Genomic DNA, 14,126 nt, shown 5'->3' on the forward strand with positions numbered 1-14,126 from the left:
GGTGTCGTTCACCCCGAGAGGGCAGCAGGATCTGGCCCCTCGGGGTGAAGTGGCCCGACTCAACGCGAACCTGGCGGCGCTTCGCACCCTGCGCACGATTCAGGCCGAGAACCGGCCGGCCACCGCCGAGGAACAGGCGGTGCTGGCCCGCTGGTCGGGGTGGGGTGCGGTGCCTGGGGTGTTCGAGGGCCGCACGGAGCACCGCGACTACGCGCGGTTCGCGGCGGAACGCGAGCAACTGCGGCAGGTGCTCGACGAGCGGGAGTACGCGGCAGCCGAGCGCAACAGCCTGAACGCGCACTACACCGACGCGGCGTACGTCCGCGCCATCTGGGACGCGGTCACCGCCCTCGGCTTCGAGGACGGCGATGTACTGGAACCGGGCTGCGGATCGGGGACCTTCATCGGCCTGGCGCCCAATGGCGCCCGGTTGACCGGAGTGGAGGTCGAACCAGTCACCGCCGGGATCGCCGCCGCGCTCTACCCGCACGCCACCATCCGCACCGAGTCGTTCGCAGCCACCCGCGCACCAGCCGCCGCGTTCGACCTGACGATCGGCAACGTGCCGTTCGGAAAGTTCGCGCTGGCCGACCGGCGGCACAACCCGGGCAAGCACACGATCCACAACCACTTCCTGATCAAGAGCTTGCACCTGACCCGGCCCGGTGGGCTGGTGGTGGCGCTGACCTCCCGCTACACCATGGACGCCGCGAACCCGGCCGCCCGGCGAGAGATGGCGGCCCTGGCGGATCTGGTGGCCGCCGTGCGGCTGCCGACCAGCGCCCACGAAGCCGCCGCCGGCACCAAGGTCGTCACCGACCTGCTAGTCCTGCGCCGGCGTGAGCCCGGCCGCGAGCAGGCGGGGATGGCCTGGGAACAAACCCAGGAGATCGACGCACCCGACGGCGAAACCATCCACGTCAACGAGTTCTTCGCCCGCCGGCCCGACCGGATCCTCGGTGAGCTGTCCGTCGGCCGGGGCGCCTACAACGCGAACGACCTGCTCGTCACCGGCACCGGCGACACCGCCGCCGACCTGGCCCGGGTCCTGGGCGAGGTGGTCGACGAGGCCCGCCTCGCCGGGTTGACCCTGACCCCGCGCGTCGAGACCGGCCCGGCCGCTCCGGTCGCGGTCCTGGCCGCCGTCGGCCGCGAAGAGGGCCACATCGAAGCGCTCGAGGACGGCGGCTTCACCACCGTCGTGGCCGGTCAGGTCGTCGAGCACAAGGTGCCCGCCACCCAGGCCGACGAGCTGCGGGCTCTGCTGCTCCTGCGCGACACCGTCACGGCCCTGCTGCAGGCGGAGTCGTCGTCGCTGGACGACGGCGACGAGGACCCCGACGGCCCGCCGGCCGGCTCCGCGGCGTTCCTGCGGATCCGGCTGAACACCCTCTACGACGCCTACGTCGAGCAGTACGGCTTCCTGAACCGCTACGACACCTACACCCGCCGGCAACGCAACAAAGCCACCGGAGAGCTGGAAACGATCCTCGATGAGGAGACCGGCCAGCCGAAGCTGTACCGCACCTACCCCCAGCTCGCCGGATTCCGGGGAATCGACCCGTACGCCGCCACGGTGTTCGCCCTGGAGAACTTCAACGACGACACCCGCACCGCCACCAAGGCGGACATCTTCAGCAAGCGGGTCATCCTGCCCCGGGCGCCCCGGCTGGGCGCCGACAGCCCCGAAGACGCCCTGGCCATCTGCCTCGATGACCACGGCGCCGTGCTGCTGCCGGAGATCGCCCGGCTCCTCGGCGTCGACGAGCTCCAGGCCCGCGAAGCCCTCGGTGAGCTGGTCTACGACGATCCCGGCACCGGCCGCCTGGTCGAAGCCGCCGCGTACCTGTCCGACAACGTCCGCGCCAAGCTCGATCAGGCACTGGTCGCCGTTGAGGACGACCCGAAGTTCGAGGTCAACGTCCGTGCCCTGCAACGGGTCCTGCCGCGCGACGTCGGCCCCGGCGAGATCATGGTGTCCTTCGGGGCCCCGTTCATCGACTACACCGAAGTGCAGGCGTTCCTCCAGGAGATCCTGCACGATCCGCGGCTGAGGGTGACGCACCCCGGCGGATCGGACTGGCAGGTCAAGGGCAGCCGAACCGGGGTGCTCGCCCGCTCCACCTGGGGCACCGCCGGTATGGCCGCCCCGGACTTAGCGCAGCGCCTGTTGACCAAGACCCCGATCCGGGTCTTCTACGAGGTCGAGAAGGGCAAACGGGCCCTCGACGTAGAGGCGAGCGCCGCCGCGCAGGCCAAGGGCGTCGAGCTGGAGGACCGGTTCGAGTCCTGGGTGTGGGAGGAACCGGAGCGGGCCGCCCGCATCGCGGCCACCTACAACCGGATGTTCAACGCCCACGTGCCCCGCTCGTACGTGGGCGCGCGGCGCAGCCTGCCCGGCATCTCGGTGGAGTTCAAACCCCGTCCTCACCAGATCGAGGCGGTCACGCGGATCGTCAACGAGCCCGGAGTGGGCCTGTTTCATTGCGTGGGCGCCGGCAAGACCGCCGTGATGGCGATCGGCGCGATGGAACTGAAGCGGCTCGGGCTGGTCAACAAGCCCGCCATCGTCGTGCCGACGCACTTACTCGAGCAGTTCTCGCGGGAGTTCCTCCAGATCTACCCGCAGGCCCGGGTGCTGGCCGCCGGGCAGGACGACACCAACGCCGCCCGCCGGCAGCGGTTCGTGGCCCGCTGCGCCACCGGCAACTGGGACACCGTCATCATGGCCGCCAGCTTCTTCGAGACGCTGCGGCTCTCCGACGACGAGCAGCAGCGCTTCCTCGACGGGGAGCTGCAAGAACTCCGGGACAAGATCGAACGAGCACACGCGCAGGCCATCGCCAACGACGAAGAACCGAGCCGTAACGCCGCCGTCAAGCGTCTGCAAGGTGCCCTGGTCCGCCGGGAGGAGAAGATCAAGGCGAAGTTCGACAAGCCGACCGACCCCGGCGTGACGTTCGACCAGACCGGCGTCGACTTCGTCTTCCGCGACGAGTGGCACGATCTGAAGAACGACACGATCATGTCGAGCATCGTCGACGCCAGCAACGACGGCTCGGACCGGGCGATCGACTTCCGCGCCAAGCTCGACTTCCTGCGCCGCCGCTACGGCCAGCGCGTGGTGTGCGGAGCTACCGCCACTCCGATCGCCAACTCGGTGCGCGAGCTGTACGTCGTCACCCGGCACCTGCGTCCGGACCTGCTCGAAGCCACCGGCACCTTGGACTTCGACACCTGGGCATCGGTGTTCGGCAAGGTCGTCACGACGGTGGAGATCTCGCCCACCGGCAGCGGTTTCCAGACCAAGTCACGGCTGGCCAAGTACACCAACGCGGCCGAGCTATCGCTGATGCTGCGCACCTTCGGCGACATCCGCACCCCCGAAGACCTGCAACTTCCCACCCCGCTGCTGAGCGTCAACGCCGACGGGCACCGCGCCCCGCACGTCATCCCCATCGACCCGGCGCCCGAGCTGGTCGACTTCATCGCGTCCCTGGACGACCGGGTCGAGTGGTGCCGCAACAACCCCCGCGAACGGCATATCGACAACATCCTGAAGATCTCCGGGGAGGCACGGGCCGCGTCGCTGGACCTACGGCTGCTCGACGGGGACCAGAACTCCCCGGGAAAGATCGACGTCGCGGCCGGCAACATCGCCGAGATCTGGCAAGCACACCGCGAGACCCGCTACCTGGTCGACCCGGACGCCGCAAACCCGGTGGAGCACCCGACACCGGGTGCCTTGCAGATCGTGTTCTGCGACCTGGGCACCCCGAAACCGAAAGACCCGGATCGGTGGACGGCGTACGAGGCGCTGCGCGATCGGCTGGTCGAGCTGGGGATGCCCCGCGAGGCCGTCAGGTTCATCCACGAGGCCAACAACGACAAAGAGAAGGCCAATCTCTTCGCCGCCTGCCGCAACGGCGAAGTAGCGGTGCTTATCGGCTCGACCGGCCGGATGGGCACCGGCACCAACATCCAGAACCGGGCCGTCGCCCTGCATCACCTCGACTGCCCGTGGCGGCCGGCGGACATCACCCAACGCGACGGCCGGATCATGCGCCAGGGCAACCAGAACGCCGAGGTCAGCATCTACCGCTACGTCGTCACCGGCTCCTTCGACGCCTTCAGTTGGCAGACCGTCGCCCGCAAGGGCGGCTTTATCGACCAGATGATGCGCGGCACCGTCGGCAGAGAGATCGAGGACGTCTCCGACGAGACCCTTCAGGCCCACCAGATCAAGGCGATCGCCACCGGCAACCCGCTGCTCATCGAGAAGGAAGAGTTGGGGATGGAGCTGGCCCGCCTGGAACGGGCCAACCGATCCCACCACAACACCCACGCTGCGCTGGAGAAGCAGATCCGGGAGCTACACCAGTGGATCGCCGTCGACGAGCGGCGCATCGAGGCCCTGGACAAGACGATCGCCCAACGCCAGGACATCCGCGGGGAGAAGTTCCGGATGACCGTCGCCGGCCACCAGCTCGACAAGCGCCCCGACGCCGGCCGGGCGCTGCAACACGCCCTCACCGCCGCGTCCGCCGGCCTCGGCTCCACCGAGCAGCGCGACCGAGTGCCACTGGCAGAGCTGGGCGGCTTCGCCGTCACGGCCACCATCTGGAACGGCCGCGATGGGGTCCTGGTCTCCCTCACCATCAACGACGACTCCGGCATGAACACCGTGCTGTCGCTGACCGACGCCACCACCGGTGACGCCACCGGCCTCATCCGCCGCCTGGAGCACCACCTGGCCGTCCTGGAATCCCGACGCGGCCAGCTCGTCGCCAACATCGCACGCCAACGGGAGGAGATCGAACGGGCCCACACCCAGCTCGGCCAGCCCTTCGCCCGCCACGACGAACTCGTCGACACCCGGCAGCGGATGCGGGCCGTCTCCGCTGCCGTCGACGCGATCGCCGACCTCGACTCCGTCCCGGTCAACACCGCCGCCGCACCCGCCGTACCGGTCGCCCTCGACGACGCCTGGATGCCCGAGCAGGTGCGCGACAGCCTCACCGACGACGAACGCACCTGGCTGGCCACCCGGGTTCACCGCGTCGCCAACGCCGGCACGCTGCAAGGCGCCGCCCGCGCCCAGGACGACATCGCCACGTTCGCCGTCACCTTCGACAAGGTGCTCACCGCCATGCTCGGCGACCCGAACGAGCCCGGCCTGTCCGTGGCGATCTTCCTCAAGTGCGACGACCCCGGCTGGCGAGCAAGCTTCTTCAACGCCGCGCGGCAGGCCGTCCACGACGCCGTCCGGGCGACACCACCACCGTCGCCGGACTCGCCGCCCAGCGCGCAGCCCACCGTCGCGGCGAATCAGCAGCAGGCAGCGACGCCACTGACACCCGCCGAGATCGTCGCTGCCACCACCCAGCAGGACCGGGCGTTGCTGGACGCTTGCAGCGCCCAGGCGGTACGGGCGGAGCAGGTCCAGGCCGCCGCCCGCGCCGGCGACGAAGCCGCGTTCGGTGCCGCGTTCGGCGCCGCCCTGACCACCGCTATCGGCCAGCTCGACGACCCTGCCGACGTGGTGCGGCTCGTCGAGCTGCACGGCAACGAGGCGTTCAGGGCGGGCCTGACCAACCTCGTCTGGACCAAGCTGACCCCACGGCAACCCGGCGGGTCAGGCGAGGCCACCTCACGGCCGGCCACCGCGGCCGCCGTCGCGGCCACGGCCTTCGTCCCTGCCGGGCAGACCACGTCGTCCACTGCCGCCACCACGGCGGCACCCGTCTCTCCCGCGCCCGCCCAGCGGGGCGTCGACCATGACCATGCGCGATGACCAAATCGGGTCGCGCGGGCGATCAGTGAGTAGACCCGTGCGCGGTGAGCAGCCATACCCCGACCAAATGGCAGTCACGCTGAACATCTGACAGTGCACTGGCCCATACGACTGCCGCTACCACAGGCTCCAGTTCGCACTGGAATCTAGAAAATCTTGGACCTGGCGGTTAACGCTGGCCCACTTTTTGCCCTCTACCTATTAGTGCCACGCACCAGCGTGGCCCATCGACTGAAGCGAGGCTCAGTGGACGTACTGAACTGGGGCGGACTCGCGGCTGCCGCCGTCGCCAGCGTGACCGGCTTGGCGGCGCTGTGGATCCGCGTTCGGTGGCGCATGCGACAGGAGAAGGCACGCGGTGACTCGCTCGTAGCGATCGCCGAGGCCCTTCCCTCCGGTGGCCGGCTGCGCGACCAACGCGCCGACGGGTCCTGCATCACCCTGACGGTGCCCGCCACACCCCTCAGCGGGAGCCCTCGTGGATGACAAGACCACTGAGCGGTCCGAACCACCGGCCGAGAACCAGATGATCATTTACGGGCTCACCGATCAGGCGCCGCCATTCGCTCCGACAACCGAACTCACAGCGCACGACCGGGACCGGATCCGCGACGAGTTCAGCGCCTTCTACGAGGGGTTCATGGCCCGTCTCAGCGCCTGGGTGTACCTGCACGGGTGGGCCTCCGAAGCTGACGCCTACGACATCGCGCAGGAGACGATGCGCCTGGCCTTCGAGAGGTGGCCCACGATCGAACACCCGAAAGCCTGGACGCGCAGGACCGCCTCCCGGCTGTCCGTTCAGCGGCTCGCCAGCGACGAGCTGCTCCCGCTCGAAGACAACGAGGACCGAATCCCCCGCAAGGCGAATCCGTGCCGGTTCGCCGCCTCGGAAACTCTGCACGACTTCCGGGCGGCGTTGCAGCAACTGCCGCCGCGCCAGCGCCAGCTACTGCTGTGGGCATCGGAGGAGTACGAGCCGACCGAGATCGCCAAAGAGCTGAAGGTGACACCTGAGGCGGTGCGAACCAGCCTGTGGAAGGCAAGGCGTCGACTTGCCGAGATCATGCAGACGCAGGACGCGGGCGAGCAGTGAGCGAGGGGGCGACCGTGAACGACCAAACCACAGGGACGCCGAAGAGGCACCCCGCCACCACCGACCCGAGGCCGCTGATGGACTTCGTGGACGGTGAAGACATCGACGCGGCTGGCCGCGCCGCCCTCGACGAGATCCAGCGTCGGTTTGAGGAGACGTGGGATATCAAGGCGGGGCTGCAGGAGATCCTCCTAACGGAGCACTACCACCGTGCAGTCACATCCCCGGAGAGCACGTTCGACGTCAAGGCGGGCCTAGCGGCGATTGTCGGCCCGCCCCCACTCTGGGTCCAATTCGGGGTCGACCGCCCTCTCGACCCGACCGCCGACGGTGGCTTCGACCTCACAGCAACGGACAACGACACCTGTGAGGTGTACCTGGTTGATGTCAACAAGCACCATTACCTCCCCACCCCACCCGACACCCTGCAGCAAATCGCCTCGGTGGCGCACAGGATTCTCACAGTCCTCGAACTCGTCATCGAGAGCGACCCGATGGAGTTCCACGGCACCACCCCGTTGGCCCAGGCCTTGTCGATCGCGTACGCCTCGGCGAACAGGTTGTATGCCCTCCCAGCCGCCATCGAGGACCGCGTCGTCACTCGTGAACAGGCGGTGCAAGTGGTAGAGAGCGCGGGGAGCGCATGCGAAGACCTCCGGCGACGGGTGCACGAGCGCACTCTCAATGGGGGGAAACTTCCGCGAGATCTCGTGGGCTACGAGGAGATCATGCTGGGGCTTTCCCATGATGCGTACGGGCTCCGTGTGCCCGTCCAACGCCTGTTCGACCCCTCGGACGACTTGGTCGACACGCTGCTATGACGACAGCTTCCCGCTGGCCCTGGCCACCGCAGGCCACCGGGCACCGCCCCGCCTTCAGGCCAACGCCTCGGTCACTGATTCGGCATGTAGTTGATCGCCAAGCCCTCGCCGTAGCGGTGACCCTCACCGGTCAGAATCTGCGCCCCGTGCTCCAGCGACGCCAGCACCGTCGTGGCCAGGTCGACCCGACTGGTCACTCCCAGCCAGTACGACAGCTCCAACCAGTCCTCCCCCCAGGTGGGCAGCACCGCGCAGGCATCCATCGCCAGCAGTGCGTGAAGGTCTTGCCGGTCCTTCGGATCGGTCACCAGCTTCAGGGCCTCGGCCACGGCGATGGCGGTGACGCCGAAGCGCTGCCGGTCGGTGATGACCTCGCCTACCGGTTCAACGGCGTGGATCGACCCCGCAACGTACGCCAGCAGCGCCGAGCGATCCAGCACGAGCGTCACCGGGGGCAGCTCGTCCTCGGGGGTCACGCGGCCGACGCCGACTGATCCCCGCCGACCTGCTCCTGCTCCTGCCCCAGGTGCTGGCGGACCCGCTCGCGGACCGCCGCGAAGCGCTCCGCAGGCCACTCAGCCTGCACCGCGTACCGGCGTGCGCGGGCGGCGGCCATGCCCTCCGACGTCAGCGTCACCCCGCGGCGAGCCTGCTCGTCACGGAACTGATCCCACGCCCGCTGGGCCCGCACCGCCCCGGTCACGTAGGCGCTCGCCTTGCCCGGACCCTGCTGCTCCAGAGTCTCGGCCACATCCTGCGGAACGGAGATCGACAGCTTCTTCACGGTGGTCATACCGTTTAGCATACTCCGGTAGCACCCTTGTTGGACCAGCATCACGGCACCAAATTCGCAGCTCAGGCCCTGCATCGGGGCGAAGATCCGGAACAACCGGTACGTCGGGGACTGACGCGGTGGGGACGGGTGTGAGCCATGTTGAATGGCGGGATGCTCGTCAACCCGCTGCCCGGCACGGAAGGTAGCTGAGCACCGCGCCGGCCGGCCCTCTACCGGCCCGGCGCTTCAGCGGTTACGCCCGCTGCAGGGGACCGCGGCGGTGCCGGTGACGCCTCAGTCGGCCGGCCCGCTGACGAGGCGTCGGTGACAGCGGTCGCGGTCGATTGAGGGAACGCCTGGGCCGCGAGCTTTGCCGCGTGTACGCCACGATCACCGGGCCCGGCAGACGCCTGGCCGGCCTCGGGGCGGTCGCCGCGTGCGTCCTCGCTCCTGCTGCCGCCCGTCTCCCGCCACTCACCGTCAAGGGTGACGGTGGGACGGTCCCCGTCGCCCTGGACGGTGCGGTCGGCCTGTGTCGCTGCGGCGCCCTGCTCGGTGGCGTAGTCGTCGACCACCCGGAACGCGTACGCAGCGGGTGTGTGGGCCTGGTCGACGAACCCGGGCACCTGCCGCAGCAGATCCCGCACGTCGTGCCCGGCGTGCTCCAACTGGTCGAGCTTGTAGGCCAGCGCCGGCCACGCCGCCGAGGCGATGACCCGCTCCGCCCGGTCGGCGGCCCACACCTCCCGCACGTGCACCGCCATCGCCTCCTGACGCTCCTGGGCGGTGCGGCGCCGCTCGCCGGCGTCATCGGTCCGGGCCTCCGCTGGCGAGGCCTTTGCCGGCCCGTCGACGTCGTCCACGGCGGCACGGTCGAGCTGGTCGGACAGCCATGCCTCGTCTCCCGGCCGGGCACCGGTCTGCGCGTCGATATGGACTCCGCGTTCGGCGAGCCGCACCACGATGACCCGCTGGGCGGCCTGGGCGCGCGGGTCGACGCCCGCCCACTCGGCGCTGGCCCGCCAGGCCCGCGCGATGTCCTCGGCCGATGCCTGCCGCCACCACGACGGCCGGGTCGCCGGCCGCCACACGGTCGCGCCGGCCTGCTGGGCCGCGCGCACCTGAGCGCGGATGCGACGGTCCTGTTCCTCGCTGGCGCGAGCGGCGCGTTGTAGCTGGGCGATGCGGATCTCGATGGCCGCCTGCGCCAGTTGCCCGGCGGCCTGGACCGCGGCCGTGACCGCCGCAATGGCTCGCTGGTGGATCACGGCCACCTCGTTCTCGGCCACTAGCTCGTCCTCCTCAACGCTGTGGATCCCGCTCGCCGTTCGGGTCGACGCGGGGCCGGACCGGGCTCGGCACGGTGGGGACCGGCTGCTGCGGCGGCCCGCCCTGGTTCGGCACCGGCACTTGGTCGACGAGGTGGGCGCCCGACTGGAGCAGGGGCGTCAGGTGTGCGGCGGCGGCAGCAGCGGCGCCGGCGGCATGGGCTTGTTGCTGTGCGGCACGCAGCTCGGCCAGCGCCACGACCAGTCGGGCCGCCTGGACGACCACGGCGAGCAGGACGGCGGCCTCACCACCGTCGCGGGCGTGTCCCGCGACCAGCAGCGCGTCCGCGACGCGGCCCAGCTCCCGGGCCACCGACGACGCCGCCGGCGCCGGCGCGCGACGCGGCGGGGCCGCCGCCCGGGCCAAAGTGTCGGCGGCCCGGCTCATCGGACCCCGCCCTGATGGTTCGGTGGCCGCTGCCACCCGAGCCAGTAGCTCGGCGCTGGCGCGCGCCACCGCCGGCCACTGCGGCGAGTCTGGAGCCATCCCCGCCAGCCGGTCACTGATCGCCTCCAGTGCGGCGGCCGACGACCGCCACACCGCCATCCGGTCCTCGCCGCGCAGGCTCGATTCCGTGGAATCCGCTGTCTTCCACTGGCCGACCGAGGGTCGCTCGGCCTCGGGCCACCGCTTGCGGACCTGGGGAAGGCTGAGGTCGCCGTCCAGGCTGCGCCCGGCGTACCAGGTCGGCGTGCCCGGCCCGGCCGGTTGCAACGCGACGGCGTACCCGACCACCTGACTCGGGTCCTTGGCCGAGGCCCGCGGGGCGACCAGCAGCCCGGTGCCCTTCATCCGCGCGACCCACACGGCTTCGCTGCCGGCCCCGGCCAGCGCAGCCCGGACCTGACGGCGCAGCAGTTCCCGGTCCGGTGCCTGGCCGCTGCGTCGGGCCCGGTCGACCTCCGGCCGGTTCAGCTCGGGCCGCTTCGTCGCCCCCGCCCGGCCGGGTGTCCACTTGCCTAGTCCGAACTCGTCCTCCAGGAGATCGGCGACCTGCTGGCTGCGCCGCTTGTCCTGACGCAACCACACCGGCGCCCCGTCCTCGGTGGCGAGAGTGACGACCAGGTGCACGTGGTCGTTGCCCTTGGCCGACAGGCCGTGGCGCACCGCGACCCACCGGCACCCGGCCCGTCCCGCGTCGCCGGTGAAGCCCATCTCGGCCACGAACCGGCCCGCGATCCGGCCCCACGTCTCGTCGTCGAGCTGCCCCTCCTGGGCCGGCAGGCTCAGCGAGCACTGCCACACGTACTGCTGCACCCCACGCTCACCGGCGGCGATCTGCGGCGCGTCCAGCCGCGCGGCCAACGCCTCCAGCGACCATCCGCCGTCGTGTTCGCGCTGCTGCGGCGCGAGCAGGACCACGTCGTCATACCCGGCGACCAGGTGCGGGTTGATGTGTTCCTCGGCCTTCCCGGGACCCCACAGGTACTCCAGCAGGCCGCGCACCCGAGCGCCGTAGGTGACCTTTGGAATCATCAGCGCCGGCCCGTCTGCGCGGCGGCGATCGCGGTGACGAGGTCGTCGACGCGCGCCGCGACCCGGGCGAGATACGCCGCCGTCGCGGCCAGGTCGCCGCCCGGCTCACCGGTGGAATGCAGCCGGGCTACGGCTTGGTTCAGGTTGTGCGCCGCGCCCCGGACCTGCCGGTGCGCGCCCATCAGCTCGACCAGCAGCGGTCCTACCTCGATCCCGTCCGGACCGGCCGGGGCGGGCGCGAGCGGCGCTGATCCAGCTTCCGCCAGGTACGCCGAGGTGACCATGCGGGCCGCCGCCGCGTTCGCCTCGACCGCCGCCATTTCCACCGCAGACAGCCGCACGGTCACCCGGTGCACGCGCGGATCATCGTCGTTGTGGGCACGCCTGCGGCGCTCGCTGGCCCCGAAGCGGACCACGCCGACCTGCGGTGAATCAGCCACGTCGACCACCCTCCCGACGGGAGTCACCCGCCGCGTTCCGGCCGGCCGCCGGGCGGCCCGTCTGACGAAAAGTCAGACTTTTACTCCAACTTGCTCCGGCAGGTCGAGCAGGTCTGTTCACTAGCGCGTCGCCCCCCGATCGCTCCTGGTGCTCTGCGTCGATGAAGCGCCGGCAACGCCCGGATCGACGTCGCCGCTTCGCACTTGTTCAACCATCGAATCCCTGGTCGACGAGGGCCATGCCTGAGCTACTGTCGCGACGGAGGACGGGCTACCGGCTGGACCGAGATGAGCCATCGCCCTGCGTATGGCGTCGGCAAGAACCGGTGCAAGATGCTCGCTGATGCGCCCTGCAGTCGCCTCGACTCGCCGTTGGAAATGGTTGCGCTCATCCACGGTCCAGGCCCGCGAGCGCTCGTTCTCGATAGCTCGACGTAGCCCCGGAGGGTCGCGCCAGTTGCCAGCCTCGTCCAAGGAATTCTGGTGCACCAGGTCACCGCCTCGGCGTACGACATAGACCGCGTCGACCAGGCGCTCGGCTTCCAGGCGGTCGACGGTGCCGAGCACTGCGCCATACGCCCGATCGTGGGCATCAGGTCGCACGAATCGACCAACGCCGTACTGGTCCTTGTCGTGTTGGTAACGGTCGAGGATCGCGAGCAGGCTGCGCGCTTCGTGCACTGCGACGAAAACGTACTCGACCCGGTACCCGGCCTGGCGGAAGTCCGTGAAGCGGGCTGCCGCCCAGTCAGGTCCGGCTAGGGGCGCGCTGATGATGATGTCGGTCCGCTGCTCCCGCAGATAATCGGTGAGCATCGTCCACCACTCGTCTGCTGCATCCGCGAGTAACGTGCGTGCCGTGTGGTCGTTCTCGGCGGTCAGCCGCTCGAAGGCCGGGTGGTAACTGAAGAGGTCGTCGCCATCGACCCTGACGGCTTCCTCGACGCCCAGTTGCTGGGCGATGCGCGACTCCACGGTTGTCTTGCCCGCGCCGGGCTGCCCGGCGATGAAGAACACCGTCGGCGTTTGCCTCGCCGTGCCGACGTAGATCGGGCGGATTTGCTCGTCGAAGATGCGGCGTAGCTCCGGCCCGGGAAGCCTGAACCTCTCAGGGTCAGCGCTGTTGGTCATGTCGCGAAACCTCTTGAGCCACCTTCGGGTAGTCGCGCAGGATCCGCTGTATCTGCTCCTGGTCATCAAGGGTCAGGAGCTGCCGCTCTCGCGAATACCGCCGCTGTTCCCTCAGCAGTTCGGCACGCTGGTCAGCATCTACCGCACGCCCGAGTCGTGCACTGTAGGCCCCGATCACGGCGTTGATCGCCAGCCGGGCGGACTCATAGTCGGTGGCCTGCTGCTCGTTCCACCCCCTCAGGTTGGCAAACCCACTCGCAGCAGGTTCGTCGTCTGCCATCAACTGTCGCTCCTTCACGGCTCTGCTCCGTCGACCTAAGCTTGATCTCGACTCAACTCCTGGGAGGAAGACAGCGTGAACGGTGACTTCCTGTACGACGCATCTTGGCGCAAGAGCACCCGCAGCTTGAACGGGAATGCGGAGTGCGTCGAGATCTCGCTGACCCCACACGCGGTAGGCATTCGCGACTCCAAGGACGCGTCTGGTCCCGTCCTGGCGGTAGACACCTCGGGGTGGACCGCGTTCATCAATGGCATCAAGAGCGGGAGCTTGCGAGCCTGACCTGGCAAACGGGATGACCGCAGCCCTGGAGACACCGTCCAGGGCTGCGGCACGACCGACGTAGACGAGGCCCGATAGCGCCCTGAGTAGCCACCTCGCGGTGGCTGGGGCCGTCGGCCGGAGGCCGCGCAGCGTCATGGACATGGAGGGTCGCTGCGTGATGATCCTGCGGCCCGCCTCTGACCTTGGTCGACGGCCTCGATTGGCAACGGCGGCACCCCTACCGGCTCGGGTGAGGCGTGGATCATCGGCACGGCACGGATCGATCTTGGCGGCTAAGCTCGGCGTCCACAGGCACCAGAGCACAGTCATCCGGGGGAGGACTTCATGGCCGAACTGACCGCCAAGGCCGTTCGCGGCGAGACCGAGAGGGCGGCACTTCAACTGCTGCGCGAGCGCGCCAACCTGGTCGGTGAGGCCGCCACCGCGCGGCACGAACGCGACCAGCTCGCTGGCGCGCTGCGCGAGGCCAACGCCCGCTACGCCGAGCGGTACACGGCCGCCCTGCAGGGCGGTTGGACGGGAGATGAACTGACCAAGCTCGGGCTGGACGCGCCGGAGTCCGCGCCGTCGCGGCGTCGCCGAGCACCGCAACCGGTGACGCCGCCCACGGCCGCCGAGCAGGCCACAGTGGCTGATGAGGCTACCCAGCCGCAGTAGGGGCGCTGGTACGTCGACGGCCTCCTTCGCTACGGCGGGGGAGGC

The 14,126-nt window shown here is 69.9% G+C and carries 13 protein-coding genes; 6 read left to right on the forward strand and 7 right to left on the reverse strand.

The genetic code is table 11. From position 1 onward, the window contains the following. Position 1 precedes the first annotated feature (1 nt). From ACQP0N_RS33090 to ACQP0N_RS33105, 4 genes are all read left to right on the forward strand, one after another. Complete coding sequence (locus ACQP0N_RS33090) at positions 2–5,794, forward strand: DEAD/DEAH box helicase family protein (protein WP_433121983.1); 5,793 nt, start codon at positions 2–4, stop codon at positions 5,792–5,794. A gap of 246 nt (positions 5,795–6,040) precedes the next feature. Continuing rightward, complete coding sequence (locus ACQP0N_RS33095; RefSeq protein WP_433121919.1) at positions 6,041–6,280, forward strand: hypothetical protein; 240 nt, start codon at positions 6,041–6,043, stop codon at positions 6,278–6,280. Continuing rightward, a complete protein-coding gene (locus ACQP0N_RS33100; protein WP_433121920.1) occupies positions 6,273–6,887 on the forward strand; it encodes an RNA polymerase sigma factor in 615 nt (204 codons plus the stop codon). The genes ACQP0N_RS33095 and ACQP0N_RS33100 overlap by 8 nt, the downstream gene beginning before the upstream one ends. A gap of 14 nt (positions 6,888–6,901) precedes the next feature. Beyond that, entirely contained in the window at positions 6,902–7,708 is an 807-nt protein-coding gene (locus ACQP0N_RS33105) for a hypothetical protein (protein WP_433121921.1), read from the forward strand. Positions 7,709–7,779: 71 nt separating this feature from the next. On the opposite strand, the gene ACQP0N_RS33110 is transcribed toward ACQP0N_RS33105, so the two are convergent. The 7 genes from ACQP0N_RS33110 to ACQP0N_RS33140 form a co-directional block, all read right to left on the reverse strand. Then, the gene (locus ACQP0N_RS33110; protein WP_433121922.1) at positions 7,780–8,184 is read right to left on the reverse strand and encodes a hypothetical protein; all 405 of its coding nucleotides are present in this window, start codon (positions 8,182–8,184) and stop codon (positions 7,780–7,782) included. Next, positions 8,181–8,501, reverse strand: coding sequence for a hypothetical protein (locus ACQP0N_RS33115; RefSeq protein WP_433121923.1), 321 nt, complete (start codon positions 8,499–8,501; stop codon positions 8,181–8,183). Before ACQP0N_RS33115 ends, ACQP0N_RS33110 begins: the two co-directional genes overlap by 4 nt. 212 nt (positions 8,502–8,713) lie before the next feature. Then, positions 8,714–9,772: a hypothetical protein gene (locus tag ACQP0N_RS33120; protein ID WP_433121924.1), complete on the reverse strand. Its 1,059-nt coding sequence runs from the start codon at positions 9,770–9,772 to the stop codon at positions 8,714–8,716. A gap of 13 nt (positions 9,773–9,785) precedes the next feature. Continuing rightward, complete coding sequence (locus ACQP0N_RS33125) at positions 9,786–11,288, reverse strand: relaxase/mobilization nuclease domain-containing protein (protein WP_433121925.1); 1,503 nt, start codon at positions 11,286–11,288, stop codon at positions 9,786–9,788. Further along, a complete protein-coding gene (locus ACQP0N_RS33130; protein ID WP_433121926.1) occupies positions 11,288–11,728 on the reverse strand; it encodes a hypothetical protein in 441 nt (146 codons plus the stop codon). Before ACQP0N_RS33130 ends, ACQP0N_RS33125 begins: the two co-directional genes overlap by 1 nt. 120 nt (positions 11,729–11,848) lie before the next feature. Beyond that, positions 11,849–12,859 carry a zeta toxin family protein gene (locus tag ACQP0N_RS33135; protein WP_433121927.1) on the reverse strand — a complete coding sequence of 337 codons (1,011 nt, stop codon included), beginning with the start codon at positions 12,857–12,859 and terminating at the stop codon, positions 11,849–11,851. Further along, the gene (locus ACQP0N_RS33140; RefSeq protein WP_433121928.1) at positions 12,843–13,157 is read right to left on the reverse strand and encodes a hypothetical protein; all 315 of its coding nucleotides are present in this window, start codon (positions 13,155–13,157) and stop codon (positions 12,843–12,845) included. The genes ACQP0N_RS33135 and ACQP0N_RS33140 overlap by 17 nt, the downstream gene beginning before the upstream one ends. Before the next feature lie 57 nt (positions 13,158–13,214). On the opposite strand from ACQP0N_RS33140, the gene ACQP0N_RS33145 reads away from it, so the two are divergent. Then, positions 13,215–13,421 carry a DUF397 domain-containing protein gene (locus ACQP0N_RS33145; protein WP_433121929.1) on the forward strand — a complete coding sequence of 69 codons (207 nt, stop codon included), beginning with the start codon at positions 13,215–13,217 and terminating at the stop codon, positions 13,419–13,421. Positions 13,422–13,748: 327 nt separating this feature from the next. After that, entirely contained in the window at positions 13,749–14,081 is a 333-nt protein-coding gene (locus ACQP0N_RS33150) for a hypothetical protein (RefSeq protein ID WP_433121930.1), read from the forward strand. The last annotated feature ends 45 nt before the right edge of the window (positions 14,082–14,126 follow it).

The organism is Micromonospora sp. CA-246542, from assembly GCF_050942905.1.
In the GTDB taxonomy this organism is placed as follows: Bacteria; Actinomycetota; Actinomycetes; order Mycobacteriales; family Micromonosporaceae; genus Micromonospora.

Coding starts and splice junctions, on each gene's coding strand:
- ACQP0N_RS33135 (WP_433121927.1), bottom strand. CDS start 12,859: ATGACCAACAGCGCTGACCCTGAGAGGTTCAGGCTTCCCGGGCCGGAG.
- ACQP0N_RS33115 (WP_433121923.1), bottom strand. CDS start 8,501: ATGACCACCGTGAAGAAGCTGTCGATCTCCGTTCCGCAGGATGTGGCC.
- ACQP0N_RS33125 (WP_433121925.1), bottom strand. CDS start 11,288: ATGATTCCAAAGGTCACCTACGGCGCTCGGGTGCGCGGCCTGCTGGAG.
- ACQP0N_RS33150 (WP_433121930.1), top strand. CDS start 13,749: ATGGCCGAACTGACCGCCAAGGCCGTTCGCGGCGAGACCGAGAGGGCG.